At 71.3% G+C, this 26811-nt stretch carries 21 protein-coding genes; 8 read left to right on the top strand and 13 right to left on the bottom strand.

Annotated elements, in window-relative coordinates; genetic code table 11:
• Positions 1–40 precede the first annotated feature (40 nt).
• From ACFVV1_RS02060 to ACFVV1_RS02050, 3 genes are all read left to right on the top strand, one after another.
• Positions 41–2950 carry a lysylphosphatidylglycerol synthase domain-containing protein gene (locus tag ACFVV1_RS02060; RefSeq protein ID WP_389983037.1) on the top strand — a complete coding sequence of 970 codons (2910 nt, stop codon included), beginning with the start codon at positions 41–43 and terminating at the stop codon, positions 2948–2950.
• Positions 2951–3142: 192 nt separating this feature from the next.
• The gene (locus ACFVV1_RS02055) at positions 3143–4750 is read left to right on the top strand and encodes an alpha/beta hydrolase (protein WP_389983034.1); all 1608 of its coding nucleotides are present in this window, start codon (positions 3143–3145) and stop codon (positions 4748–4750) included.
• 86 nt (positions 4751–4836) lie between these two features.
• Positions 4837–6447 (top strand): alpha/beta hydrolase, encoded by a 1611-nt coding sequence (locus ACFVV1_RS02050; RefSeq protein WP_389983032.1) that lies wholly within the window; start codon positions 4837–4839, stop codon positions 6445–6447.
• Positions 6448–6541: 94 nt separating this feature from the next.
• Here the strand turns inward: ACFVV1_RS02050 and moeZ are convergent, their stop codons facing one another.
• The 12 genes from moeZ to ACFVV1_RS01990 all read right to left on the bottom strand — a co-directional run bounded on the left by moeZ (position 6542) and on the right by ACFVV1_RS01990 (position 21583).
• On the bottom strand, positions 6542–7720 hold the full coding sequence (gene moeZ / locus ACFVV1_RS02045) for an adenylyltransferase/sulfurtransferase MoeZ (RefSeq protein WP_389983029.1): 1179 nt from the start codon (positions 7718–7720) through the stop codon (positions 6542–6544).
• Between the two features lie 85 nt (positions 7721–7805).
• Positions 7806–8657: a phage tail protein gene (locus ACFVV1_RS02040; protein WP_389983026.1), complete on the bottom strand. Its 852-nt coding sequence runs from the start codon at positions 8655–8657 to the stop codon at positions 7806–7808.
• Complete coding sequence (locus ACFVV1_RS02035) at positions 8645–9610, bottom strand: NAD-dependent epimerase/dehydratase family protein (protein ID WP_389983023.1); 966 nt, start codon at positions 9608–9610, stop codon at positions 8645–8647. The genes ACFVV1_RS02040 and ACFVV1_RS02035 overlap by 13 nt, the downstream gene beginning before the upstream one ends.
• A gap of 212 nt (positions 9611–9822) precedes the next feature.
• Positions 9823–10887, bottom strand: a complete 1065-nt coding sequence (locus tag ACFVV1_RS02030; RefSeq protein WP_389983900.1) for a hypothetical protein — start codon at positions 10885–10887, stop codon at positions 9823–9825.
• Between the two features lie 559 nt (positions 10888–11446).
• Positions 11447–13330: a DUF3492 domain-containing protein gene (locus tag ACFVV1_RS02025; protein WP_389983020.1), complete on the bottom strand. Its 1884-nt coding sequence runs from the start codon at positions 13328–13330 to the stop codon at positions 11447–11449.
• Positions 13331–13520: 190 nt separating this feature from the next.
• On the bottom strand, positions 13521–15140 hold the full coding sequence (locus ACFVV1_RS02020; protein ID WP_389983017.1) for a dipeptide ABC transporter ATP-binding protein: 1620 nt from the start codon (positions 15138–15140) through the stop codon (positions 13521–13523).
• Entirely contained in the window at positions 15137–16126 is a 990-nt protein-coding gene (locus ACFVV1_RS02015; RefSeq protein WP_389983015.1) for an ABC transporter permease, read from the bottom strand. Before ACFVV1_RS02015 ends, ACFVV1_RS02020 begins: the two co-directional genes overlap by 4 nt.
• Complete coding sequence (locus ACFVV1_RS02010; protein ID WP_389983012.1) at positions 16123–17106, bottom strand: ABC transporter permease; 984 nt, start codon at positions 17104–17106, stop codon at positions 16123–16125. Before ACFVV1_RS02010 ends, ACFVV1_RS02015 begins: the two co-directional genes overlap by 4 nt.
• A 2-nt stretch (positions 17107–17108) precedes the next feature.
• Positions 17109–18833 carry an ABC transporter substrate-binding protein gene (locus ACFVV1_RS02005; RefSeq protein ID WP_389983009.1) on the bottom strand — a complete coding sequence of 575 codons (1725 nt, stop codon included), beginning with the start codon at positions 18831–18833 and terminating at the stop codon, positions 17109–17111.
• Between the two features lie 240 nt (positions 18834–19073).
• Positions 19074–19169, bottom strand: a complete 96-nt coding sequence (locus ACFVV1_RS02000; RefSeq protein WP_323135872.1) for an Ms4533A family Cys-rich leader peptide — start codon at positions 19167–19169, stop codon at positions 19074–19076.
• A 168-nt stretch (positions 19170–19337) separates the two neighbouring features.
• Complete coding sequence (locus tag ACFVV1_RS01995; protein ID WP_389983006.1) at positions 19338–20612, bottom strand: DUF3152 domain-containing protein; 1275 nt, start codon at positions 20610–20612, stop codon at positions 19338–19340.
• Positions 20613–20620: 8 nt separating this feature from the next.
• The gene (locus ACFVV1_RS01990; protein WP_389983003.1) at positions 20621–21583 is read right to left on the bottom strand and encodes an alpha/beta hydrolase; all 963 of its coding nucleotides are present in this window, start codon (positions 21581–21583) and stop codon (positions 20621–20623) included.
• Positions 21584–21692: 109 nt separating this feature from the next.
• Between ACFVV1_RS01990 and ACFVV1_RS01985 the strand changes: the two genes are divergently transcribed.
• The 4 genes from ACFVV1_RS01985 to ACFVV1_RS01970 all read left to right on the top strand — a co-directional run bounded on the left by ACFVV1_RS01985 (position 21693) and on the right by ACFVV1_RS01970 (position 23581).
• A complete protein-coding gene (locus ACFVV1_RS01985) occupies positions 21693–21908 on the top strand; it encodes a hypothetical protein (RefSeq protein ID WP_389983000.1) in 216 nt (71 codons plus the stop codon).
• 168 nt (positions 21909–22076) lie between these two features.
• Positions 22077–22718, top strand: coding sequence for a TetR/AcrR family transcriptional regulator (locus tag ACFVV1_RS01980; RefSeq protein WP_018105511.1), 642 nt, complete (start codon positions 22077–22079; stop codon positions 22716–22718).
• Positions 22719–22861: 143 nt separating this feature from the next.
• A complete protein-coding gene (locus ACFVV1_RS01975; RefSeq protein ID WP_218105578.1) occupies positions 22862–23089 on the top strand; it encodes a DUF3107 domain-containing protein in 228 nt (75 codons plus the stop codon).
• 222 nt (positions 23090–23311) lie between these two features.
• Positions 23312–23581, top strand: coding sequence for a hypothetical protein (locus ACFVV1_RS01970; protein ID WP_389982997.1), 270 nt, complete (start codon positions 23312–23314; stop codon positions 23579–23581).
• Positions 23582–23638: 57 nt separating this feature from the next.
• Here ACFVV1_RS01970 and ACFVV1_RS01965 read toward each other — a convergent pair whose 3' ends face one another.
• Positions 23639–24373 carry a ferritin-like fold-containing protein gene (locus tag ACFVV1_RS01965; RefSeq protein WP_389982994.1) on the bottom strand — a complete coding sequence of 245 codons (735 nt, stop codon included), beginning with the start codon at positions 24371–24373 and terminating at the stop codon, positions 23639–23641.
• Positions 24374–24847: 474 nt separating this feature from the next.
• On the opposite strand from ACFVV1_RS01965, the gene ACFVV1_RS01960 reads away from it, so the two are divergent.
• Positions 24848–26704, top strand: a complete 1857-nt coding sequence (locus ACFVV1_RS01960) for a DEAD/DEAH box helicase (protein ID WP_389982991.1) — start codon at positions 24848–24850, stop codon at positions 26702–26704.
• Positions 26705–26811: the final 107 nt, after the last annotated feature.

Genomic DNA, 26811 nt, shown 5'->3' with positions numbered 1-26811 from the left:
AGAACACGAAGACCAATCAGAGGCGACGAAGGAGCAGGGCGTGCAGCCACCGAAGGCGGCGGACGCCCCTGACGCCGAGCCGTACTCGGACGTGCCGGACGGGCCCGCCGAAAAGCCCGGTGCGGAACAAGAAGAGCCCGGCGCGGAGCAAGGTACGCCCGGTGCGGAGCAAGGTACGCCGGGTACGGAGCAAACAAAGCACGGCGCGGAGCAAGCGGAGCAAGACGCATCCGGCGCGCAGCAAACAACGCCCGGTGCCGGGCGGCAGGACGTCCCCGAGCACCTGACCGGCTCGACGCTCTCGGCCGCCGCGGCGGAGCAGGCCGAGCGCGTCTCGGGTGACGAGCCGTTGCTCCCCGCCCGGGTGCACCGCCCCTCCGATCTCATGCGGCTCCTCATCGGCGTCCTGGCGATCGTCATCCTGTTCGCGATCGCCGCGTTCGCCCACGGCACGACCACCGGCCTCGAACAGGACATCAACAAGGGCACCGGCCAGGCGCCCGACATCCTGATCAAGATCGCCGGGCTGGTATCCAGCATCGCCGTGCTGCTCGTTCCGGTCGCCTTCGCCATCGAGCGGCTGATCAAACGCGACGGGCTACGGATCGCGGACGGCGTGCTCGCCGCCGTACTGGCGCACGGTGTCACGCTCGCCGCCGACCTCTGGGTAGCCAAGTCCGCCCCCGGCACCATCCAGGACGCCCTGACCCAGCCGCAGCCCGGTGACGCGCTCACCGATCCCGTACACGGCTATCTCGCCCCCGTGATCGCCTATATGACGGCGGTCGGGATGGCGAGACGGCCGCGCTGGCGGGTCGTGCTGTGGGTGGTGCTGCTGCTCGACGCGTTCGCCATGCTGGTCGGCGGCTACACGACCCCGTTCTCGATCGTCCTCACCGTGCTGATCGGCTGGACCGTGGCGTACGGCACGCTGTACGCGGTCGGCTCGCCCAACGTACGGCCGACCGGTCAGCACCTGATGGCCGGTCTGCGCCATGTCGGCTTCCACCCGGTCACCGCGATGCGCGCCGAGGACGCACCCGACTCCGGCGACCAGAACGACCGGGGGCGCCGCTATCTGGTCACCCTGGAGGACGGGCCACCGCTCGACGTGACGGTCGTCGACCGCGAGCAGCAGGCCCAGGGCTTCTTCTACCGGGTGTGGCGCAGGCTCACGCTGCGCGGCATCACCCAGCGCCGTTCCATCCAGTCGCTGCGCCAGGCGCTGGAGCAGGAGGCGTTGCTCGCGTACGCGGCGATCGCCGCCGGAGCCAACGCTCCCAAGCTGATCGCCACCTCCGAACTCGGGCCCGACGCCGTGATGCTCGTGTACGAGCACATCGGCGGCCGTTCCCTGGACGCACTGGAGGACTCGGAGATCACCGACGAGCTGGTGCGCGGCGCCTGGCGTCAGGTGAAGGCACTCCAGTCGCGGCGGATCGCGCACCGCAGGCTCACCGGTGACGCCATCCTGGTGGACCGTTCCGGCAAAGTGTTCGTCACCGATCTGCGCGGCGGCGAGATCGCGGCCGGGGATCTGGTCCTGCGGATGGACGTCGCCCAGCTGCTGACCACCACGGGTCTGCGGGTGGGCGCCGAGCGGGCCGTGGCCGGTGCGCTGGAGGTGCTGGGGCCCGATGCCGTAGCGGACTGTCTGCCGTTGCTCCAGCCGATCGCGCTGAGCCGCTCCACCCGGGCAACCCTGCGCCGGCTCGCCCGGGAACGCTCGCAGCGCGAGCGCGAGGCGGTGCTCGACGCGTCGGACGCGGCCAAGCGGGCCCGGGCACTCGAACACGGGGCAGCGGCTCAGGAGCCCGCCACCGCCGCCGCGGGTACCGACCACAAGGCGGCCCGCAAGGCCGCCCGCAAGTCGCTCCGTATCCAGAAGCAGGCCGAGAAGCGGGCCATGGAAGACGCCCTGGAAGAGGCGCGCGAGGAGGATCTGCTCTCCCAGATGCGGCAGCAGGTGCTGCTGATCCGGCCGCAGGCACCGGTCGAACCGGTCCGGCTGGAGCGCATCAAGGCGCGCACCCTGCTCAGCTGCATCGCCGGCGCGATCGCCGCGTACTTCCTCATCTCGCAGGTCACCCAGGCGGACTTCGGTGCGGTTGTCGAGCAGGCGGAATGGGGCTGGGTGGCGGCCGCGGTCGGCTTCTCGGCCCTCAGCTATGTCGCGGCGGCGATGAGCCTGCTGGGCTTCGTGCCGGAACGGGTGCCGTTCGGCAAGACCGTGCTGGCGCAGGTCGCCGGGTCCTTCGTGAAGATCGTCGCCCCGGCCGCGGTCGGCGGTGTCGCACTGAACACCCGCTTCCTCCAGCGTGCCGGCGTGCGCCCGGGGCTCGCCGTGGCGAGTGTCGGCGCCTCGCAGCTGTTCGGTCTCGGCTGCCACATCCTGTTGCTGGCGGCGTTCGGCTATCTGACCGGTACCGAGAGGACCCCGTCCTCGCTCACGCCTTCCAGGACCGTGATCGCCGGGCTGCTGACGGTCGCCGTGCTGGTGCTGGTGGTGACGGCGGTCCCGTTCCTGCGGAAGTTCGTGGTGACACGGGTGCGGTCGCTGTTCGCCGGAGTCGTACCGCGCATGCTCGACGTGGTGCAGCGGCCGCAGAAGCTGCTGACGGGCATCGGCGGGATGCTGCTGCTGACCGGCCTGTTCGTGATGTGTCTGGACGCGTCGGTCCGGGCGTTCAGCGGCCCGGATGTGCCGCATCTCAGTTACGCGAGCATCGCGGTGGTCTTCCTGGCCGGTAACGCGCTGGGATCGGCGGCGCCCACACCGGGCGGCATGGGCGCGGTCGAGGGCGCGCTGACACTCGGGCTGATCGCGGTCGGCCTGCCGAAGGAGGTCGCGGCACCGGCCGTTCTGCTCTACCGGCTGCTGACGCTGTGGCTGCCGGTGCTTCCCGGCTGGCTCTGCTTCAACCATCTGACCCGCAAGGGCGAGCTCTGACCCGCAGGACGAAGACGGACTCCGACGCGCGTACGGCCGCGGACGAGCTCTGACGGGTCCTCAGCCGTCCTGAGAGCTCTTCCTCAGGTCGTCGGCCGCCCGTGAGGCCGGTCGGGCGATCCGGGCGCCCCCCGGCCACCCGCTTGGACCGGTGCCCGTGCAACGGTCCGGTTCCCGCCGCACGATGGGGCCATGAGGACCTCCCCCGCCCTGCGTGCCGCCGCTCTCGCCGCCACCGTCACCGTGCTCCTTCCCCTCACCGCCTGCTCGGAGAGCGGCGACAAGGGCGGCCCGGACGGGCCGCAGAGCTCCCCGCTCGCCGCGAACGCCGTCGAGGCGAGCAGCAGCTCCGGCGACCTCGCCTCCCAGAAGCTGACGTGGAAGCCCTGCCCCGCCCCGTCCCCCGAGCAGGGCAGCGGAAAGGCCCCGTCGCCCCTGCCCGGCGGCACGCCCTGGGAGTGCTCCTTCATGAAGGTCCCGCTCGACTACGCGAAGCCCGGCGGCGAGACGATCGAACTGGCGCTCATCCGGGCCAGGGCCAGGAACCTGGACAAACGGATCGGCTCCCTCATCTTCAACTTCGGCGGTCCCGGCGCCTCCGGCGTCTCCACCCTGCCCGCTTTCGGCACCGACTACGACAAGCTCCGCACCCGCTACGACCTGGTCAGCTTCGATCCGCGCGGGGTCGGCGGCAGCGCGGGCGTGGAGTGCGAGACCGACCGGCAGCTCGACGCCCGCTACGAGACCGACGGCACCCCGGACACCCGCGCCGAGGTGAACGCCTTCGTCAAGGACACCAAGACGTTCGCGCTGGCCTGCAAGAAGAACTCCGGCAAGGAGCTCCCTTACGTCGGCACCACCAACGCCGCCCGCGACATGGATCTGATGCGTCAGGTGCTCGGCGACAAGAAGCTGTACTACTTCGGCATCTCGTACGGCACCCAGCTGGGCGGCGTCTACGCCCACCTGTTCCCGAAGAACGTCGGCAGGTCGGTGCTGGACGCGGTCATCGACCCGACCCAGGACTCCGCACAGGCCTCGCTCGGCCAGGCCAAGGGGTTCCAGCTCGCGCTGGACAACTTCACCAAGGACTGCGCGGACCGCGGCGCCGCGTGCAAGCTTCCCGGTTCCACCGGGAAGGAGGTCGAGCAGGGCATCTCCGGCCTTCTCGCCCGGCTGGAGAAGAAGTCGATCCCTGGGCTCGGGACCCGGCAGCTGACGCAGACCCTGGCCACCACCGGCATCGCGACCGCCCTCTACTCCAAGGAAACCTGGCCTCTGCTGGAGCAGGGAGTGGACGAGGCCGACGGCGGGAACGGCGCGCTGCTCCTCGCCCTCGCGGACTCGCTGAACGGCCGTTCCGAGGACGGCCGCTACGACAACTCCATGGCCGCCAACGCCGCCATCAACTGCGCCGACTCCAAGCAGCGGTTCACCGTCGACCAGACCCGGGCGAAGCTCCCGGAGTTCCAGTCCGCCTCCAAGGTCTTCGGTGACTATCTGGGCTGGAGCCTGATGGGCTGCACCGGCTGGCCGGTGGCGGGCGCCTGGAAGACCCCGGACGTCAGCGCCCCGGGCGCGGCCCCCGTCCTCGTCATCGGCAACACCGGCGACCCGGCGACCCCGTACGCGGGCGCGAAGGCGATGGCCGACGCGCTGGGCAAGGGTGTCGGTGTGCGGCTGACGTACAAGGGCCAGGGGCATGGCGCGTACAACAGTGGCAACGCCTGTGTGCAGAAGGCCGTGGGCGGCTATCTGCTGGACGGCAGGGTTCCGGCGGCCGGGACCGTCTGCAAGTAGACCCCGGCTGTGATCCGCCGGACAGGCCCTGGCATGGGCGCACTTTCTGTACGTAGTACGTACAGGTACATGGGGAGGACGTACACGTGGCAGGACACGCACGCGCCGGGGCTCTGGCCGGCACCGCAGTACTGCTGACGGGACTGCTCGTCGGCTGTGACAGTGGTACGGACGACAAACCGGCCGACAGGACGGACCGCGGTGCGGCGTCCTCGCCCGGCAAGTCGTCCGCCACGGCGGGCGGGCAGCCCGGCACACCCGCCCTGCCCGCCGCGCTCACCTCCCAGCGGCCGGACTGGAACAGCTGCAAGGCCCCCGCGGGCGGCAGCGCTCCCGGTGCCGGCTGGCGGTGCGCGACCGCGGAGGTGCCGCTGGACTACGCGAAGCCGGACGGCGACACGATCCGGATCGCGCTGATCCGCAAGAAGGCCCGGGACAAGGGCCGGCGGCTCGGCTCGATGCTGTTCAACTTCGGCGGCCCCGGCGGTTCGGGGGTCTCGAAACTGCCGCGCGCCGCCGGTTCGTACGAGAAGCTCAACGCCCGCTACGACCTGGCGAGCTTCGACCCACGCGGGGTCGCGGCCAGCGCGGGGGTGAACTGCCGTACCGACAAGGAGGCGGAGGGCGCCTACCGGAGGGTCGACATGACTCCGGACTCGACGGCGGAGGAGGCCGCGTTCATGAAGGACGGCGCGGACTTCGGTGCCGGCTGCGAGCGCCGCTCCGGCAAGGTCCTGCCGTACGTCGGTACGACGAACGCCGCCCGGGACATGGACCTGATCCGCGAGGTGCTCGGCGACAAGAAACTCACCTATTTCGGCATGTCGTACGGCACGGAGCTGGGCGGCACCTACGCGCACCTCTTCCCGGAGAAGGTGGGCCGCACCGTCCTGGACGCCGTCGTCGACCCGACCGCGGACGCGATCGGGCACGCCCGCAACCAGGCGACGGGATTCCAGCGTGCGCTGGAGAACTACCTCAAGGACCACGGCCAGGACCCTGAGGCGGGCACGGAACGCATCGCCCGACTGCTGGAACGGATCGACAAGAAGCCGCTGCCGACCGCCTCGGGCCGTGAGCTCAACCAGTCTCTGGCCATCACCGGCATCGTCATGCCGCTCTACTCCAAGAGCAACTGGCCGTATCTGACCCAGGCGCTGGACGAGGCCGAGAAGAGGGGCACCGGCACGATGCTGCTGCAGATGGCCGACGCGTACAACGGCCGGAACGAGAAGGGCCACTACGACACCCAGAGCCACTCGCAGCGCGCCATCTCCTGCGCGGACAGCAAGCTCCGGCCGACGGCGGCCGAGGTCCGGGCCATGCTGCCCGAATTCCGGCAGCTGTCCCCGGTGTTCGGACCGTTCCTGGCGTGGGACACGGCCGGCTGGTGTGCGCAGTGGCCGGTGAAGGGTGAGCACGACAACCCGGAGGCGAGCGCTCCGGGCGCCGGTCCGATCCTGGTCGTCGGCACGACCGGCGACCCTGCGACGCCCTACGAGGGTGCGCGGAAGATGGCGGACGAACTGGGCAAGGGCGTCGGCGTCATGCTCACCAACAAGGGCGAGGGGCACGGCTCGTACGGTGAGAGCGCGTGCGTGACGTCGACCGTGGACGCGTACTTCCTCGACGGCAAGGTCCCGGCGGACGGCAAGACCTGCTCACGACGCGGATCCGGGCGGATCCCGGGGGCCTGAGACCCCGGGGGACGCCGAAGGGGCCGGTCCGCAGCACGCGGACCGGCCCCTTGGAAGCGTTCGTACTCAGTACAACAGCTCGGTACACACAGGCTCAGTACACCGGCTTCTCGGGCTCGATCTGGTTGACCCAGCCGATCACGCCGCCGCCCACGTGCACCGCGTCGGCGAAGCCCGCCGACTTGAGGACCGCGAGAACCTCGGCGCTGCGGACACCGGTCTTGCAGTGCAGGACGATGCGCTTGTCCTGCGGGAGGTCCTGGAGGGCGTTGCCCATCAGGAACTCGTTCTTCGGGATCAGCCGGGCGCCGGGGATCGAGACGATCTCGAACTCGTTCGGCTCACGGACGTCGATGATCTCGATCTTCTCGTCCGCGTCGATCCACTCCTTGAGCTGCTTCGGAGTGATCGTGGAGCCGAGCGCCGCCTCCTGGGCCTCCTCGGACACGACGCCGCAGAAGGCCTCGTAGTCGATGAGCTCGGTGACGGTCGGGTTCTTGCCGCAGACCGCGCAGTCGGGGTCCTTGCGGACCTTGACCTGGCGGTACTGCATCTCGAGGGCGTCGTAGATCATCAGCCGGCCGACCAGCGGGTCGCCGATACCGGCGAGCAGCTTGATGGCCTCGGTGACCTGGATGGAGCCGACGGAGGCGCAGAGCACCCCGAGCACGCCGCCCTCGGCGCACGAGGGAACCATGCCCGGCGGGGGCGGCTCCGGGTAGAGGCAGCGGTAGCAGGGACCGTGCTCGGACCAGAAGACGGACGCCTGGCCGTCGAACCGGTAGATCGAGCCCCAGATGTACGGCTTGTTCAGCAGTACGGCCGCGTCGTTGACCAGATAGCGGGTGGCGAAGTTGTCCGTGCCGTCCACGATCAGGTCGTACTGGGCGAAGATGTCCATCACGTTGTCGGCTTCGAGCCGCTCCTCGTGAAGGACCACGTTCACGTACGGGTTGATGCCCAGCACCGAGTCCTTGGCGGACTCGGCCTTGGAACGGCCGATGTCGGCCTGGCTGTGGATGATCTGGCGCTGCAGGTTCGACTCGTCGACCTCGTCGAACTCCACGATGCCGAGTGTGCCGACACCGGCGGCGGCCAGGTACATCAGGGCCGGCGAACCGAGACCGCCGGCGCCGACACAGAGCACCTTCGCGTTCTTCAGCCGCTTCTGCCCGTCCATCCCCACATCCGGGATGATCAGGTGGCGGGAGTACCTGCGGACCTCGTCGACGGTGAGCTCAGCAGCTGGCTCGACCAGGGGTGGCAGCGACACAGGAACCTCAACAATGCAGGTGGTCGGTTTCTACGTACTTCGGCTACGTACGGTTGTTCTTGCCGTAACACTGCCACGCCCCTTCTCATTCCGAGATACCCGGTCCGATCCGCGAGACGATTTCGTCCCAGTACCCGGGCAGCGCTGCGAATGGGTCGGTTTGTCCGTGCCGTCCGTCCCGCCCGTGCTGTCCGCGCTGTCCGTCCCGGTCCGTGAAGAAGATCGTGCCCGCGCCCTGCCAGCGGGCGATGCGCATGGCCTCTTCGAGATGGGTGCGCGGAACGCCGTGGACGAAGTGCGCGAACCGCTCCGGCGGATAGGCGGCGGTCCACTCCGCCACCTGTGCCCAGCGGTAGTCGGTCCAGGGGCCGGAGAAGGTGACCAGCTGGTCGGCGGCCTCGGCGTAACCCGGATGCGGATGGGTGCCCAGCCCCAGCACCAGCGGCCCGTGCCCCTCCCCGCCTTCGTCGTGTTCGAGGAGCGCGGCGAGTGTGCTGGTGAGACGGCGGACGGCCGGGAGTTCGGCACGGCCGGCCGGGCACCGGCCGAGATAGAAGCCGTCGACGCGGTACCAGTCGAGGAAGGACTGCGCGTCGGCGATCAGCTCTCCGAAGAGGCGGCTGCCGAAGGCCAGATCGAGATGGCCGAGCAGCCGGCCGCCTGCGGCCCGGGCGGAGTCCTGCGGGGTCTCGCCGTGCACGGCCCGTTCCCGGGCATTGCGGAGCCGGCCCGCGGCCTCCAGACAGTGCGGGTCGGGGCGGGCACCCGGGCCGTCGTCGATGTTGAGGACCGCCCAGTGCAGCGGGGTGCCGGGGCGGGTGAGCTCGGCCCATTCGGTGGGGGCGAGCAGCGGATGGGCGTAACCGGGGACACCGAAGCCGAGCTGTTCGGCGCCGCCGGTCCGGCGGGCGGTGCCGGTGGAGGTCAGATACGGCACGCCGCCTCCATCCAGATGTCGGCCAGGGACTCCTCCAGATTGATCCGGGGGCGCCAGCCGAGCCGGTCCCTGGCGGTGCGGACGTCGGCCTGCTGCCAGGCGCCGCAGCCGTCCGGGTAGGGGGACGGCGTCGCCGAGAGGTGCTCGATGACCGACTCGGGCGAGGACCGCGGGGCACCGATGGGCAGCCGGGGCGGGGGCGCGTCGAGCTCGTGGAGTGCGCCCGCGTATCCGGCGACCCTGGCGAGGACGGCGGCCGCGTCCCGGAGCCGCACGGCGCGGCCGGTGCCGATGTTGACGACGCCCTGCGCCGCGGACAGCGAGGCGGCGTGCACGGCTCGCGCGACATCGCGTACGTCGACGAAGTCGCGCTGCACGCCGAGGCCGCTGAGCTTCAGTTCGCCGTCACCGGACTGCATGGCCCGGCGCATCGCCTCGGCGAGCCTGCCGAGCGGGGAACCGGCCGGGGTGCCGGGGCCGACCGGGGAGAAGACCCGCAGCACGACCGCGTCGAGGCCGGAACCGAGGACGAGTTCGGTGGCGGCGAGCTTGCTGACGCCGTACGGGCCGCCGGGGCGCGGAATCGCGTCCTCCGCGGTCGATGAGCCGGGCTGCGAGGGCCCGTACTCCGACGAACAGCCGACCTGGACGAGCCGGGCCGTACAGCCGCTGCGTCGCATCGCCTCGCAGACGGTGGCGACGGCGACGGTGTTGTGGCGGGTCAGATCGCGGGCCCCGCCGCGGGTGGCGCCCGCGCAGTTGACGATGACGCCGGGGTGGACGGCGTCCAGGAAGCGGGTCAGCGCGCCGGGGCTGCCGCCGGCGAGGTCGAACCGCACGTCGGCGTCGTCGCCGCGGCCGAGCGCCGTGAGATGCACGGCGGGGTCGGCGAGCAGGCGGTCGGCCACGAACCGGCCGAGGAATCCATTGGCTCCGAGCAGCAGCACCCTCATCGCGCGCCCCCTCGGTGCCGACGGCGGGCTGCCGGTGCGGGGAATTGGGGGGTCATGTCCGGTGTCTCCTTGAGGAAGTGACGTGTGGTGCGGTACGGGGGAAGGGACCCGCGGCGTCGGCTCCGCGGGGCATGTGGGTGGTTCTTATGCGGGGGTTCTTATACGGGGGTTCTTATGCGGGGGGCTTACGGGGAGCGGTGGTGCGGCTTCGGTTACCCGTTGCTACGGGTTTCGTCGTCGGACTGCGCTCGGGTGTGGGCGGATGCCCTGGACAGGACGACGGCGGCGGTGATCAGCAGCCCGAGCGCGGCCGCGCCACAGGCGAGGGCGGGTACGGCTCCGGTGCCTGCCGCCATGACCAGGGCGTCGACGGGGCGGGCGAGGAAGTGCAGGCCGGGCAGCCGCCCGGTCAGGACCAGGGCGGGTGCCAGCGCTTCGACGGCGCAGGCGGCGGCAAGTCCGACGGTCGCGGGTTCGGGGAAGCCGTGCACGGCCAGCAGCCGGGCCAGCAGGAGCAGCACACCGAGCGCGGCCGCCCCCACGAAGGGGCCGCCGCCCCCGTATCCCAGGTGCGCGAGGTGGAGCAGTCCGGCGAGGGCGCCCAGGTGGAGCGCGACGGCTCCGAACAGCAGGGGGCGCACACCCGCGGCGAACTCCTCCAGTGCGCGGCTTGCGATCAGTTTGCGGTGTGCGCGTACGGAGAAGAGGTGCGCGCACCAGGCGGCCGGGGCGACGGAGAGCGCCAGCCCCAGCAGCGGTGCGGGGGTGACCGTCCAGGAGCCTTCGGGGCCGCCGCTGAGCACTTGGTCGAGCAGCGCGTCGCCGTACAGGACATGACCGAGGAGCCAGCAGCCGTACACATGGGCGGTCCACGAGGAGCCGCCCACGGCGTGCAGGGGGCCGCTGCGCAGGCTGAGGGAGAGGCCGACGAGCGCGACAAGCGCTCCGGTGAGAGCGATCGCGAGCCGTCCCTGACCGCCGAGTGTCCCCTCGGTGAGCCTCAGAGCGCCTGCGGTCGCGATGCAGGCGGCGCCCGGCACCAGTGCGCGGAGCGACCAGGCGGCGCGTGTCCCGGTGTCACGCTCCGGCGCGCGGAGACCTGTATCGGGCTCCCCCGCCACGGCGGGTACCCGGGCGAAGAGTTCCTCGGCGAGCGAGAAGACATCGCGGTGCCGGTAGCGGGCGGCGGCGCGGTCGGTGACGCCATGGGCTTCGAGCCCGGCGGCGATCTCCAGCGGATCGACGGCGCGCTCGCACAGCTCGCGGTGGCGGTGCATCAGTGATCTCACGGGGTCGGCGGGGCCGCGGCGCGAGGCGTTGAGCTTGCGCGTCGGAGCGGCGCGCGCGATCTCGGGGGCCCGGGGCGCGGCGGCCCGCGCTTCGGCGGCGCTCCCTGTGGCGGCCTGCTCCTCGGGGGCTCGGTCCTTGGCGGCCTGCTCCTCGGGGGCTCGGTCCTTGGCGGCCCGCTCCTTGGGAGCTTGCTCCTTGACGGCTCGCTCCTCGGGGGCTTGGCCCGTTCCGGCCCGTTCCGTGGTGGCCGGCTCGGCCTGTTCCGTAGCGACTTCCTCTACTGCGGATACCTTTACGGCGGTTACCTCTGCGGCGGTGTCCTCCGCGGCGGTGTCCCCAGCGGCGACTTCCTCTACAGCGGTCCCGGAGAGGAAACTCCCGGAGACCAGGGCCCGGGAGCAAAAGTCCCGGCTCCCGCCGGTGGACGGTGGAGCGGGTGCGTCGGACACCTCGGTCGGGCGGCCCATCGTCTCTCCTCCGTGATCGTCTCCGACTGCGTCGGACCGTTCCGCCCCGCCACTGCGGCCCGGCCGGTCCGTTCCCTGTTCACGCATCGCCGCCACCCGCTCCCCGCGAGCCCGAGCAGACGGCCGGGGGCTCGGCGGCCCAGCCGGGTGTGCCGTCGACCGGCCGTGCCGCGCCGACGCCCGAGGCCGTCCACGGGCCCAGGACATGCGCCTCCGGCGGGGTGGCGAAGGGGCGCGGTTCGCCGTCGGCATCCACCGCGTCGGCCTCCCTGCGCACCGGGGCGTGCGAGATCAGCTCCAGGTAGATGCCGCGATATGCCGCGAGGTTCTGTTCGACGCTGAAGAGTTCCAGCGCGCGGGCGCGCGCCGCCGCGCCGAGCCGCGCACGGCGCTCGGGGTCGCGCAGTAGCGCGAGGCAGGCGTCGGCGAGCGCCTTCGGGTTGCGCGGGGGCACCACGAGCCCGGTGCCGCCGATGACTTCGACCACCGCGCCGACGTCCGTCGACACCGTCGCCCGTCCGCAGAACATCGCCTCGACGAGACCGATGGGGAAGCCCTCGACCACGCTGGACAGGACGACGACCCCGCCCGCCCCATAGGCCTCCGGCAGACCCGGCACCTCGGCCCCGCCGATCTCCTCGAAGGAGACCGGGTTGTCGCCGACGGCGTGCGCGTCCGTGGCCTCGTCGGGGAACAACTGGGCGGCGAGCGCCCGGCAGTGCGCGAGATACGTGGCCCCCTCCGGACCCTGCGCCGCCGCGCCGATGATCCGCAGCCGGGCGTCCGGTTCGGCCTTCCGTACCTCCGCGAAGGCGTGCAGCAGCGCGATCAGGTCCTTGGCGGGCCCGATCCGGCCGACCCAGACCAGGCTGTCGTCGGGACCGCTGTCGCCGCTCTCCCCCAGCGCCGTGAACCGGTCCGATTCCATGCCGGGGTAGATGGTGCGCAGCTTCTCGCGCTCGGCACCGCACCGTTCCTGCCAGCGGCGGGCGTGCGTGTCACCGGGCGTGAGGACTGCGGCCTGCCGGTACACCTCGGTGGCGAGCCGTCCGTGGAAGCCGGCGAGCAGGGCGCGTACCGGCGCGCTCAGAGGCGTGTCGGTGGCGGCGAGGTAGTGCGCCCGCAGTCGCACGCCGTGCTCGGTGACCAGCAGCGGGACCCCGAAGAAGCGTTTGGCCAGCAGACCCGGCAGAGCGGCGGCGCCGCCGGACGTGGCGTGGCAGAGGTCGACCGCGCCGAGGCTCTCCTCGTCGTACCAGTCGAGGGAGAGCGGGCGCAGCGCCCGGCCGAGCTCCCGGGCGAAGGCGAGGAGGTCGGGGACGGTGGCCGTCTGGACGGTGCGCCCGGTGCCCGGGGCGCGGCAGGCGGCTTCGAGTACGCGTACGGCGGTTTCGGAGCGGAGCGCCGCGGGAAGTCCCCCGTGTTCGCGGGCCAGTTCGGCGAGCCCGTACAGCCCCTCCGTGAACTGCGCGTCCGCCGCACCGACAGCCGTGAGCCCCGCACGCCCTTCTTCACTCCGTTCACAGGGAACCGCACACCCGCTCGCGCCTTCGCCCTCGTCCGTCGCAGGCACCGCCCCCGCCGCGCGCATCTCACCCGTCGCCCCCGCCGCACCCGCCGCACAGACCGAGGTCGCGAGAGCGGTGAGGTGCGCCGTGAAGCGCCGTCGTTCGCGCCGCCCGTACGAGCGTCCGCCGCCGCCCGTCATCATCCGGGCGAGCAGGCCCTTGGGGGCGCGGGTGCCCGGGATGTCCTCGTCGGCCGTCCACAGCGGCGCCGTCCGCACTCGGCTGACCTGCGTCGGGAGCGGGACCCAGCCCTGCTCCTCCTGCTCGGCGGAGCGGCTGAGCGCGAAGAGATCGAACTCGTGCTGCGCGAGTCCGCGCACCAGACGGTCGCACCAGAGCCTGGACTCACCGGTCGCATACGGATAACCACCGTCGGTGAGGAGTCCGATCCGCACGAGTACACCCCCGATCTCCCTTGTGGGCGGCCGCCGCTGGAATGGCGACTCACAGCGGGACGACCGTAAGCGGATACGCCGGTGGTGCGACGGACGGTTGTCCGTCGCACCACCGAAAGGGGTGAACCGTCGTAACTTTCCCGCCCCGATGGCGTTCTGTCGCGCTATGGGAGCGGCCTATCACGCAGAGTCAGGCAGCGGCCAACTCCTTGCGGGCTGCGCGGCGCACCGCCGCGAGCGCCGGATCGAGCGCGGGTACGGCCGCCAGGAGCTGCCTGGTGTACGGGTCCTGGGGGTCTCCGTACACCTGGTCCACATCGCCCTCCTCGACGATCCGGCCCCGTCGCATGACGGCGACCCGGTCGCTGACCTGCCGTACGACGGCGAGATCGTGCGCGATGAAGACCAGGGCCAGCCCCAGCTCCCGCTGCAACTGCGCCAGCAGGGCGGTCACCTGGGCCTGGGTCGTGACGTCGAGCGCCGAGACGGCCTCGTCGCAGACGATCAGTTCCGGCTCGGCGGCCAGCGCCCGGGCGATCCCGACACGCTGGCGCTGTCCGCCGCTGAACTCGTGCGGGTAGCGGTCGTACTGCTCGGGGGCGAGCCCGACCCGCTTCAGCAGATCCCGTACCCGCGCCCGGATCACGGCCTCGTCGCGCTCCCCGGACGCCCGCAGCGGGTCGGCCACCGATTCGCCGATCGAGCGGCGCGGGTTGAGGGAGGAGACGGGGTCCTGGAAGACCATCTGTACCCGGGCCCGGCGGGTGAGCCGCCCGGAGGTGGGCTCCAGCAGTCCGACGAGCATCCGCCCGAGGGTGGTCTTGCCGCTGCCACTCTCGCCGACGATGCCGAGCGTTTCGCCGCGGCGGACGGTGAGGGAGACACCGTCGACGGCGGCGAGTGCGGACGTGCCCCGGCCGAACACCTGCCGGACGTCGGCGGCTTCGACGAGCGGCTCGCTCCCGTCGTGAGCCGCGCCCTCGACGGACGCCCCGCCCCCTGCCGCTGCCGGCTTCCCGTCCGAGGCCGCCGTGCGGGCCGGAATGCGCGGCACCGCCGCCAGCAGCGCCCGCGTGTACGGCTCGCGCGGCGCCACGAGCACCTCGCCCACCGGCCCCCGTTCCACCGCCCGCCCCGACTGCATGACCAGCACCTCGTCGACCGATTCGGCCGCCACACCCACGTCGTGCGTGACCAGCAGCAGCCCCATACCCGTCTCGTGCCGCAGATGGTGCAGCAGGTCCAGGATCTGGGCCTGGACGGTGACGTCCAGGGCGGTCGTCGGCTCGTCGGCGATCAGCAGCTGGGGCTCGCAGGCCAGGGCCATCGCGATCAGCGCCCGCTGCCGCATCCCGCCGGAGAACTCGTGCGGCCGGGACCGGGAACGCCGTACCGCGTCGGGAATCCCGACCCGGTCCAGCACCTCGACGGCCCGGGCCCGCGCCACCCGCCGGGAAGCCCGGTTGTGGACCCGGTACACCTGGGCGATCTGGTCGCCCACCGCGTAGTACGGGTCCAGCGAGGACAGCGGGTCCTGGAACACCATCGCGGCCTTCGCACCTCGCAGCCCCCGCAGTTCCGCGTCGTCCGCCGCGTTCACGTCCACCCCGGCGACCCGGATCGAGCCGCCGACCCGCGCCCCGGTCCCCCGGTGCAGTCCGAGCAGGGCGTACGCCGACGCGCTCTTGCCGGAGCCCGACTCACCGACCACGCCCAGCGCGCCACCGGCCTCCAGCGAGAACGACAGCTTCTCCACCGCCCGCACGTCGCCGAACGAGATCGAAAGATCGGAGACTTCGACCAGGCTCATGCCAGCACCACCCGTCGGTCGGCCATCGCCTGGAGGACATCCGCGACGGCATTGGCAAGGACGACGAAGAACCCGGTGACGAGCACCAGACCGACGACCACCGGAAGGTCCACGTGCTTCACGGCGTCGACGAGTTCGCGGCCGACCCCCGGAATCCCGAAGAGCGATTCGGTGAGCACGGCTCCGCCGAACATCGAGCCGATGTCCAGTGCGCCGAGCGCGATCACCGGCGCCAGCGCACCACGCAGCGCGTGCCGTCCGACGAGCGCCCGCTCACTGACCCCGTACGCCCTGAAGGTGCGCACATGGTCCTCGGCCAGCGTCTCCAGCATCGAGGCCCGGGTCATCCGGGCGTACGGGGCCGCGGACACCAGCGCCAGCGAGATCCAGGGCAGCAGCAGGTTCCACGCCCACTGTTCCGGGTCCTCGGTGAGGGGCACGTAATCCGGGAAGGGCAGGATCTGGAGCGCCGTGACCAGGATGATGATCAGCAGCAGCCCGATGACGAAGACCGGAGTGGCCATGCCGGCCAGCGTGATCCCGGTGAGCACGCGCTCGGTCAGCCGGCCGCGCCGCCACACCGAGAGCAGCCCGGTGCCGACGCCGAGCAGCATCCACAGCACGAAGGCGCCGAGGGCGAGCGAGGCGGTGGCCGGGAGTTTGGCCAGGATCAGCTCGGTGACCTGCTGGTCGCTCTGGTACGAGAGTCCCAGGCAGGGGGCCTGGCAGTGCAGCACCCCGGTACCGGTCGAGTAGTCGCGGCCGACGAAGAGCCCCTGGAGGAAGTGCGCGTACTGCGTGTACAACGGGTCGCCCAGGTGCAGCTGTTCGCTGACCTGGGCCACCTGCGCGGGGGAGCAGCGCGGACCGCAGGCGATCTGCGCGACGTTGCCGGGGGCGACGTAGAAGGCCGCGTAGACGACGATGCTGAGCGCGAGCAGCACGAAGAGCGCCCCGCCGAGGCGCCTGAGCAGGAACCACCTCATGCGCCGGCCTCCTTCTTCCGGCCGGTGCCGATCCGCAGCCGGGATGCGGCGCGCGGGTCGAGTGCGGTGCGTACGCCCTCACCGAGGACCGTCAGCGCCAGCACGGTGACGAAGAGCAGCAGGGCGGGGATCAGCAGATAGGTGGGCGCCGCCTGGTACCAGGTGTCGGCGTCGCTGAGCATCTGTCCCCAGGACGGCGTGGGCGGCTTGATGCCGACGCCGAGGAACGACAGCGCCGCTTCGACGACGATGTCGGCGGGGAAGAGCAGCACGGCGTACGTGATGACGGGCGCGGCCAGTGCGGGCAGCAGTTCGCGCCTGGCGATCTGCCAGGAACCCCAGCCGCTCAGCCGGGCCGCGGAGACATGGTCGAGCGATTTCAGCGCGAGTGTCCGGGCACGCACGATCTTCGAGATGCCGGACCAGCCGACCAGGCCGATGATCACGGCGATCAGGACGGGGCGCGGAAAGCTGGTGGGTACGACGGCGAGCGCGCCGAGCGCGATCACCATGACGGGCAGCGCGACCACGACATCGGTGACCCGGCTGAGCGCCTGGTCGACGAAGCGGTTGCCGAGCCCGGCCGCGAGGCCGATGCCGACCCCGGTGATCACCTGGAGCAGGGTGGCGGCGAGCGCGACGCCGAGCGAGACCCGTGCCCCGTAAACCACCCGCGCGAACAGGTCGCGGCCGGTGAGCGGTTCGACGCCGAGCCAGTGCTCGGCGCTGATCCCGCCGAGGGAGCCGAGCGGAACCCCGCCGGTGGCGGAGTCGACGAGATCCGGGTGGTACGTCGTGGGGTCCTGGCCCTCGATGCCCGCCAGCAGCGGTGCCGCGAGCGCGACCAGGACCAGCAGGGCGACGACGACGGCCGCCACGAGCGCCGCGCGCCGGGCGCGCAGCCGCCGCCAGAACGGATGGCCCCCGGAGGCGGGGACCGTGACGGCCCCCGCCTCCTCGGCCAGTAGAGCTTCGGCCATGGTTACTTGACCGCGACCTGGGAGATGTCGAGCACACCGGTCCAGTCGCTGATCACGACGTTCTTGACGGACTCGCCGTACAGGCGCTTGTAGACCGGGTGGAACAGCGGCACGGTCAGGGCCTGCTCACCGACCTTCTTGTCGAGTGCGCCCCAGCGCTTCGCGGCGGCGCCCAGGTCGGTCAGCTTGTTGATCTCGTCGATCTCCTTGTTGACCGCGGGGTCGTTCAGCTGGGCGGAGTTGAAGTTGTAGCCGGACTTGACGATCTGGCGTCCGTCGAAGATCGGTGCGAAGAACGGCTCGCCGGACGGCCAGTCGGCGCCCCAGCCGCCGAGGAAGAAGCCGGGCTCGCTCTTCACGTTGTAGACCGTGTCGGAGTAGTCGTTGCTCTCCAGGCCCTGGAGCTTGACGGTGATGCCGGCCTTCTTCAGCGCCTCCTGGAGCGCGGTGGCGATCTCCGGGCTCGTGGCGAAGTCCTTGTCGTTGGAGTGCGTGAGGGTGACGGTCAGCCCCTTGGGGTAGCCGGCCTCCTTCAGCAGTTCCTTCGCCTTGGCCGCGTTGCCGGACTTCCCGGCCGGGAAGTGGTCGTACGGGGTGTACCCGAAGGCCTTCTGGTCGGGCAGGAAGGTGGTGGCGGGCTCGGCGAGCGAGGAACCGCCGGCCGCGTTGACCACGGAGGAGCGGTCGACGGCGTACGAGATCGCCTGGCGCACCTTCGGGTTGTCGAACGGCTTCACCTTCGGGTTGAAGGCGATGTAGTTCGTGTAACCGAAGTGGCCGGTGCCGACGCGGGCGGCGAGCTTCTTGTCGCCGGTCACCTTGGCGAGTTCGGCCGGGCCCAGGTTGGTGTCGGTGGTGACGGCGGCCGCGTCGGTGCCCTGCGATGCGGACAGGCGCTGGTTGATGACGGCGGAGTCGAGCCCGGAGCGCACGTCGATCCGGTCGGGGTAGGCCTTGCGCTCCTCGTCGGTGGCGGCCGACCAGTGCGGGTTGCGCTCCAGGACGAGGCGCTCGCCGTCGCCCTCGTTCTTGACGACCTTGTACGGCCCCGAGGAGATCGGGTGCTCCTCGTACTTGGTGCCGGTGTCCTTGGCCTTCGGCACCGGGGTCGTCTGCGTCTGCGTGGCCAGGAAGGGGAATTCGCCCTCCGGCTTGTCGAGGTGGAAGACGATCGTCTTCGCGTCGGGCGTCTCGATCGAGTCGAGGCCCTTCTTGTCCTTGTACGGGCCCTGGTAGTCGGCCCCGCCGATCAGCCAGTCACGCAGGTAGGGCGCACCGCCGGAGAGTTCGGCGGCGAAGGAGCGCTCGATGCCGTACTTGATGTCGGCACTCGTGATCGCGGTGCCGTCCTCGTACTTCAGGCCGTCCTTGAGGGTGTACGTCCACACGGTGGCGTTCTTGCTGGGCGTGCCCAGGTCGGTCGCCAGGTCGGGGACGACCTTCGCACCGGCCGCGCCGTCCTCCCGGTTGCGGGTGGTGAGCGTACGGAAGACGAGGGACGGGACGTTGCCGCCGCCGGAGGTGTAGAGCCGCGCGGGGTCGAAGTCCTCCTGCGGTTTGCTGTTGAGGACGGTGAGTGTGCCGCCCTTCCCTGGCTTGCCCGCCGCGCCGGAGTTGCCGTCGCTGTCCTGGCTGTCCTTGGGCCCGCAGGCCGCGGCACCCGCAGCAACGACGAGTACTGCGGTGGCCGCTGCCACGCGGCGCGATATGACGGACGGTTGACGCATCGGAAGGTGACCTCTCGGAGTACTGCCTGAAGAAATGGACGGAGAGAATTTCCGTGCAGGCAGCAACGAGAGCGAGTGCACACAGCCCGGCCGGTCACTACGTGGAGAAAAAGACCGGAACACACTGACACCGAAACCGCCGCGCCTGCGGACGGAGTGCGCCCGGGCACGGCGGTCAGGAGGAACCGTCCGGGCCGGTTCAGGGCTCGGGCAGAGGGCCGACGCGCGCTCGGGCAGGCGTCAGCAACAGTGAATGTCGGCGACGCTGTGCCCGGTCACACCGATGAGCGCCAGCTCTATGGCGGCGCGCTCGAAGGTGACGGGGCTGCGTGACATGCCGAGAAATATGGATCACCGCCCAGGGGATGTCAACGCAGAATGAGACAGCGATCTCATCATGCGGACGGCCTGCGGGCGTGATCGTCCGGGTCCGGCAGCCGGCGGCGGAGCCCGCCCCGATTCAGGCGACGGCCCGACACACCCGCAGGCTCTTCCCTTTTCGATTCAACTGCCGGGATGCACCCAGGCGTTGGGGCGGCACTTGATCCCATCGATGTCCAGGGATTTCGTCTGCTGCTGCATCACCGGAGCGAGCGCTCCCGGCGTGCGGCAACTCACATGGTCGTGACCCAGCCGGTGACCGACCTCATGGTTGATCAGCATCTGGCGGTAGGCGAAGAGTTCGTCCGGGCCGAACGTCGACGACCCCTGTGCCCAGCGGTAGGCATTGATCATCACGCGCTCGGTCGCCGCGGAGTCGCACGAGACGTTGTCCTCGGTCGTGTCCAGACCCGACTTCCGGCACCAGTCGCCGGTGGTCCCGGGACTGGCCAGGGTGATCACGAAATCGGGGTCGCCGGAGGAGATCCGCTCGAACGTCATGGCGCCGGCGTGCGCCCAGCTGCGGTCGTCGTTGAGCGTTTCCTGGACGGCCCGGGCGAAGAGCGCGGCGTCGAGGCCGAGGCCCTTCTCGACATCGATCCGGTAGCGGTACCTGTGCCCCCTGCCCGGGGCCTTCGCCGCCCCCGGAACCGCCTCGAACTTTCCGGACCCGTGGAGTTCCGGGGAGAGCGGATAGGCCTTGGCCATCTTCTCCGCGTACGAAAGGGGCTTGGCCTGCGCCGCCTTCGGGACGGGCCGGCCGTCCGAGCGGGAGGCGCCGTCGGTGCCGTCCCGGTCGACGCCCGTGGGCTGCGCGGCGCTGGTCCCGCCGCTGTCGTGGGCGACCTGCCCGGCCACGACCACCGCGAGCACGGTGGTCACCGCGGCAGCCGCTACGCCCGTGAACGTACGGCCCCGGGTGCCCTTGCCGTCCCGGCCTTTCCCGGTGGGCGCCGGCGCGGCGGCGCCGCCGCGCGACGGCTGCTCGGGCCACTCGCCGACCGAGCTGTACGGATCGGCCGGCCGGGCCGACGGGACAGCAGGCCCACGAGGCGCGGGCGGAGCGGGTGACGCGTCGAACGCCTCGACGAACTCGCGCCGCGGCTCGGGTATCAGCGGCCGGGTGCCGACCAGTGGTTGACGCCGGGGCACCGTCTGCTGCGGCCCGGTCCCCCAGCCGCCGCCGGGCTCACGCTGCTCGGGGTGACCACCGCGGACGTGGCCGGTCTGCTGGAACGGGGTGTGCCCGTCGGCCCCGGCCGGTGTGTCGGCCGCCCGTCGGCGCCGCCCGCTGCCGGGCCCCGGGGGGACGCTTTCGCGACCGCCGCCCTCGTTCGCGAGAGCCGCCTCGATATCGGGGCCCGCGGGTTTGGGGCCTGTTCGGCTATGTCGTCCCACGCCCCGGATCAGCTCCTGCCGCGTTCGTCGAGCAGTTCCCGGAACGCCTGGGCGACCGCCTCCGGGTACTCCATCATCGCCACGTGCCCCGCGTCGGGCAGTGTCAGCAGCCGCGAGTCACGGAACGCCGCGGACGCCCTGCGTGCCATCCGGTACGAGACGAGCTGGTCCCGTCCGCCGTACACGAGCTGGGTCGGTGCGAGCACCCGCTCGGCCTGGCGCCACAGTCCGTGCTGACCGCCGAGCGTGTACGCGTCGACGATGCCACGCGCCGAGCGGGCCATCGCGTCCCAGAAGTACGGCAGTTCCAGCCGGTGCTCCATTTCGGCCACCGCTTCACGGAAGCCGGACTCCGAGACGCGCGCCGGATCGCCGTAACAGAGTGCCATGACGCCGCGCGTGCGCTCCTCCGCGGTCCAGTCCCTGGTCATCCGGGCGAACAGCGACGCGACGCCCGGAACGGCGAGCAGTGCGGTCGGCGCGGCCGACCGCTGCACCCGGATCTCGGGGAGCGCGGGTGAGATCAGAGTGAGGGTGCGCACCAGGTCGGGGCGGACCGCGGCAACCCGGGTGGCCACGGCACCGCCCAGCGAATTGCCGAACAGATGGACGGGCCCGCGCTCCGCCGCGTCGAGGAACCGGATCACGGCGCGGGCGTGACCGGTGACCGAGTAGTTGCCGTCGTCCGGCGGCGGCGAATCACCAAAACCGGGCAGGTCGACCGCCTCGCCGTCCACCACGTCCTGGAGCAGCGGCATCAGCGCCGACCAGTTCCGCGAGGAGCCACCGAGCCCGTGGACGTAGAGCGCGCGCGGCAGCCCGGTACGCTCCGGCGGCCGGGACCGGACGGCCAGCGTCAGCCCGGGCAGCGCGACGGAGCGCAGCTCCTCCCCCTCCGCAGCCCTGACGGCGCTCACCGTCGGGGCCACTGCGGCGGCGGCGCGGACTCCCGGCAGTTCGGTCGAAGACATGCGGCAATGTTACGAGACGATCACACCGTGGTTCATGTGTTCACGGTCACAGATCGCATAGCGCCTTGAGGGGCTAGCTCCTAGGCTCGAAGGAAGGAAGGGAGTCACCATGTCGGTCGACCCCAGTGACCCGGAGACCTTCGAGGACATCCAGCCGGACGAACCGGACGAGGAGACGCCCCGGGCGGACGCCGCCGAGCAGCGGACCGATCTCCAGCAGCGGCGCGACGATCCGCTCACGCACATCGACCGCGACCATGCCAATGTGGCGGATGCGGCCGAGCAGGCTCGTGTTGTCGCACAGGATGAAGACGATTACCGCTAGTACGCCCCGCTTTGCCCCACCGGTCGACGAATCTGCGGCTACCGCAGCCGTCCGGTCCGTGAAATTCTGCGTCCGCGCTGCGCGTACCCGGGTTACCCGAAAGTACGATGGCTGTGTGGCGCAGCGTGCACGGAAAAGCTGTGTCCGATCACAAATTTGGGAGGCGGCGTGACAGCCATCGAGCAGACCGAGGCGGCGCGCCCGCGAGGCACTCGACTGCCTCGCCGCGCCCGACGCAACCAGCTGCTGGGCGCCGCGCAGGAAGTATTCGTGGCGCAGGGGTACCACTCCGCCGCGATGGACGACATCGCGGAACGCGCCGGGGTCAGCAAGCCGGTGCTCTACCAGCACTTCCCGGGCAAGCTGGAGCTCTATCTGGCCCTGCTCGACCAGCACTGCGAGTCGCTGCTCCAGGCGGTCCGTACGGCACTGGCGTCGACGACCGACAACAAGCTGCGCGTCGCCGCGACGATGGACGCGTACTTCGCGTACGTCGAGGACGAGGGCGGCGCCTTCCGGCTGGTCTTCGAGTCGGACCTGACCAACGAGCCCGCGGTGCGCGAGCGCGTCGACCGGGTCTCGCTGCAGTGCGCGGAGGCGATCTCCGACGTCATCGCCGGTGACACGGGACTGTCCAAGGACGAGTCCATGCTGCTCGCGGTCGGTCTGGGCGGTGTCTCCCAGGTCGTCGCCCGCTACTGGCTCTCCAGCCGGTCCGCGATCCCGCGCGACACCGCGGTGCAGCTGCTCACCTCACTGGCCTGGCGGGGCATCGCGGGCTTCCCGCTGCACGGCATCGATCAGCACTGACGGAGGGCGCCGGGCGCACCCGGCGCCCCGTGTTCGCTGCGGGCGTTGCCCACCGGCCCCTGGCGGCTCCCCTCAGCGGGCTAATGTGTGCTGCGTACGGCGCGGTTCACCGCGCAGGGACTGACCGTCGGAGGGACATAGCCGTGGAGGTCAAGATCGGGGTGCAGCACACGCCCCGGGAGATCGTTCTGGAGAGCGGGCTTTCCGCCGAAGAGGTCGAGAGCACGGTCGCCGAGGCGCTCACCGGTAAGGCGCAGCTGCTCAGCCTCACGGACGAGAAGGGCCGCAAGGTCCTGGTGCCGGCCGACCGGATCGCGTACGTGGAGATCGGCGAGCCCAGCACGCGGCGCGTGGGCTTCGGCGCGCTGTAGGCGACACGCTCGACGCAGTGGTCGTGCGAGCGGCCCGGTGGGAACCCCCACCGGGCCGCTTTCCGTTCCGGTGGGTTCCGTCGGCCGTTTCCGTCGGGCGGGTTTGCGTCGGCCGGGCGATTCCTGTGCGAACCCTGTCCGAGGAGGGTTGCGTTCCGCACCCCTCGGGTAGTACCGCTAACGACCGGTCTACCCGCCCCGCAACACGCGAGGTGATCATCTGTGATCCTGGAACCTCTCGGCTCCGTCGTGCTCGGACTCGCCCTCGCCTGGGTGGCGCTCCGCTCGCTGCCGGACCGGCTTCCGTCCCGCCGTGCCGTCCTCACCACCGGCGCTCTGGGAGCCCTGTTCGGTGCTTTTCTCATGCACTCGGTGCTGGGCCCGGGCCACGTCGTGGCCACGCTGATCGGCGCGGCGCTGGTCGGCGCCGTGACGCTCTCGTTGCTGGTCCGCCCCCGCAGCCGCCACCTGAGCCGCTCAGCGGCGGCCTGAGACCGTCCGGGGCCCGCCCGTGAGGACGGAGAAACCGGACGGCCCGGGTGAACCCGGCTACGCCGCCAGTCCCAGCGCGGCCATCCGCTTGGTGTGCGCCTCGGTGATCCGCGAGAACATCCGCCCGACCTCCGCCAGGTCGAATCCGTCCGCCACACCCCCGACGAGCATCGTCGACAGCGCGTCGCGGTCGGCCACCACCCGCTGGGCCTGCGAGAGCGCCTCGCCCATCAGCCGCCGCGCCCACAGCGCGAGCCGGCCGCCGACCCGCGGGTCGGCCTCGATCGCTGCGCGCACCTTCTCCACGGCGAAGTTGCCGTGTCCGGTGTCGTCGAGCACGGCGAGGACGAGGGAGCGGGTGTCCGAGTCGAGCCGGGCGGCGACCTCGCGGTAGAAGTCACTGGCGATCGAGTCGCCGACGTACGCCTTGACCAGGCCCTCCAGCCAGTCCGACGGCGCGGTCTGGCGGTGGAAGTCGTCGAGCGCCTTGGCGAACGGCTCCATCGCGCCCGTCGGTTCCACATCGATCGCGGCCAGCCGGTCCGTCAGCCGCTCGAAGTGATGGAATTCGGCGGAGGCCATCTTTGCCAGCTCCGCCTTGTCGGCCAGCGTCGGCGCGAGTTTGGCGTCCTCGGCGAGCCGCTCGAAGGCCGCCAGCTCCCCGTACGCGAGTGCTCCGAGCAGGTCCACGACCGCTGCCCGGTACTGCGGCTCCACGGATGCGGTGGCCCAGTCCTGGGCGGCGATTCCGGTGAGCACGGGGGCTTCATTGGCGTTGTCAGGCGTCTCCATGCAGCGCAGAATAGCCCCCCGGGCAGGGTACGGAAGGGCCTGGTCAGCCCGTGCCCTCACACTGTTCCGATGAATTCGCCCAACACACATGCGCGAATCCGGGGTACAGTGGTATTGCGGCTACTGAGTATTTTGGAGTATCGGTAGCGCGTAATTGAATGAGGATGCCCGGTCGGTGGCCCGATCGGCTCCGACCCGACAGCCCTCCACGCGGGGCGTACGCCATGTACGACCGCAGCTGAGGGGCCCCCTCAGCGGCACGAGCGCTCGAGCGACGGCAGTGGTCCCGCGCCACCCGGCCCATCCACGGCCGGATGACCAACCCCGGCACGGTACGACCCCCAGCGTTCGCCTCGGACCGCGTCTCACAGAAGAGGCAGCACCCTGACTACGTTCCGAGACCTCGGGATTCTTCCCGAGACGGCCGAGGCCCTTGAGGCCGTCGGCATTGTGTCCCCGTTCCCCATCCAGGAGATGACGCTCCCCGTCGCGCTCTCCGGTTCCGATGTCATCGGCCAGGCCAAGACCGGCACCGGCAAGACCCTCGGTTTCGGCCTGCCGCTGCTGGAGCGCGTCACCGTCCCCGCGGACGTCGAGGCGGGCCGGGCCCAGCCCGAGCAGCTGACCGAGGCGCCGCAGGCGCTGGTCGTCGTCCCCACCCGCGAGCTCTGCCAGCAGGTCACCAACGATCTGCTGACCGCCGGCAAGGTGCGTAACGTCCGCGTTCTCGCCATCTACGGCGGCCGTGCGTACGAGCCGCAGGTCGAGGCCCTGAAGAAGGGCGTCGATGTGATCGTCGGCACCCCGGGCCGCCTGCTCGACCTGGCCGGACAGCGCAAGCTCGACCTCTCGCACGTCCGCTCGCTCGTGCTCGACGAGGCCGACGAGATGCTCGACCTGGGCTTCCTGCCCGATGTCGAGAAGATCATCACCATGCTTCCGCCGAAGCGCCAGACGATGCTGTTCTCGGCGACCATGCCGGGCGCCGTCATCGGCCTCGCGCGCCGCTACATGTCGCAGCCGACGCACATCCGCGCCACGTCGCCCGACGGTGAGGGCGCGACCGTCGCGAACACCTCGCAGCACGTCTTCCGGGCCCACTCGATGGACAAGCCCGAGCTGGTCTCCCGCATACTGCAGGCCAACGGCCGCGGACTCGCGATGATCTTCTGCCGTACGAAGCGCACGGCCGCCGACATCGCCGAGCAGCTGGAGAAGCGCGGTTTCGCGTCCGGCGCGGTCCACGGCGACCTGGGCCAGGGCGCGCGTGAGCAGGCGCTGCGCGCGTTCCGCAACGGCAAGGTGGACGTGCTCGTCTGCACCGACGTCGCGGCCCGCGGTATCGATGTCGAGGGCGTGACCCACGTCATCAACTATCAGTCGCCGGAGGACGAGAAGACGTACCTCCACCGCATCGGCCGGACCGGCCGTGCGGGCGCCAAGGGCATCGCGATCACGCTGGTCGACTGGGACGACATCCCGCGCTGGCAGCTGATCAACAAGGCGCTCGACCTGAAGTTCCCCGACCCGGTCGAGACGTACTCCACGTCGCCGCACCTCTTCGAGGAGCTCGACATCCCGGCCGGCACCAAGGGTGTCCTGCCGCGCACCGAGCGGACCCGCGCGGGTCTGCGGGCCGAGGAGGTCGAGGACCTCGGCGAGACGGGCGGCCGCGGCCGCAAGTCCGCCGCGTCGTCGGCGCCCGCGGTCCGCGAGGAGCGTGCGCCGCGGACGCCGCGTCAGCGCCGTCGTACGCGGGGCGGCTCCGCCGTCGAGGAGACCACCGCCACGGTTCCCGCACCGTCCACCGAGGTGGCCGAGGACGCCGCGTCGGAGCCGCGTACGCCGCGCCGCCGTCGCCGTACCCGCGTCGGTGCCGCGGACGTCGCGGCCGAGGCCGCGGTGAGTACGGTGGAGGCTCCGGCCGCTGCCGTGGCGACGAAGACCGAGGTCAAGGCCGAGGCCGAGATCAAGGTTGAGCCCGCGACCGAGGCCAAGCCGCGCCGCCGCCGCGCCCGCACCGCCGTGGTGAAGCCGGTGGTGGAGGAGGTCGACTTCCAGATCGCCCCCATCGCCGATCCGATGCCCGAGGCGAAGACGGTGACGAAGCCGCGCCGCCGTACCCGCGTCGTCAAGCCGGTCGAGGACGAGGTCGACTTCCAGATCGCGCCGATCTCCGAGCCCACCCCGGAGACCAAGCCGCGCCGCCGCACCCGTGCGGCCGCCAAGCCGAAGACGGAGGCCGTGGCCCAGGCCCCGGCCGCCGAGGGCGAGGCGAAGCCGCGGAGGCGGCGGGCGCCGCGTGCGACTGCCGTCAAGGCCGAGGGCTGAGTGCGCAACGCCCGTTGAGCCGGGGCTCCGCCCCGGACCCGCTCCTCGTCCTCCCCCCACAGCCTCAATGGCACGGGGAGACCCCCAGGGGCTTGTTTTCGCCGGAC

Origin of the sequence: Streptomyces sp. NPDC058092 (assembly GCF_042884935.1) — a bacterium.
Classification (GTDB): domain Bacteria; phylum Actinomycetota; class Actinomycetes; order Streptomycetales; family Streptomycetaceae; genus Streptomyces.
The sequence above is the reverse complement of the archived record's forward strand: the minus strand, read 5'-3'. Positions and strand labels throughout refer to the sequence as shown.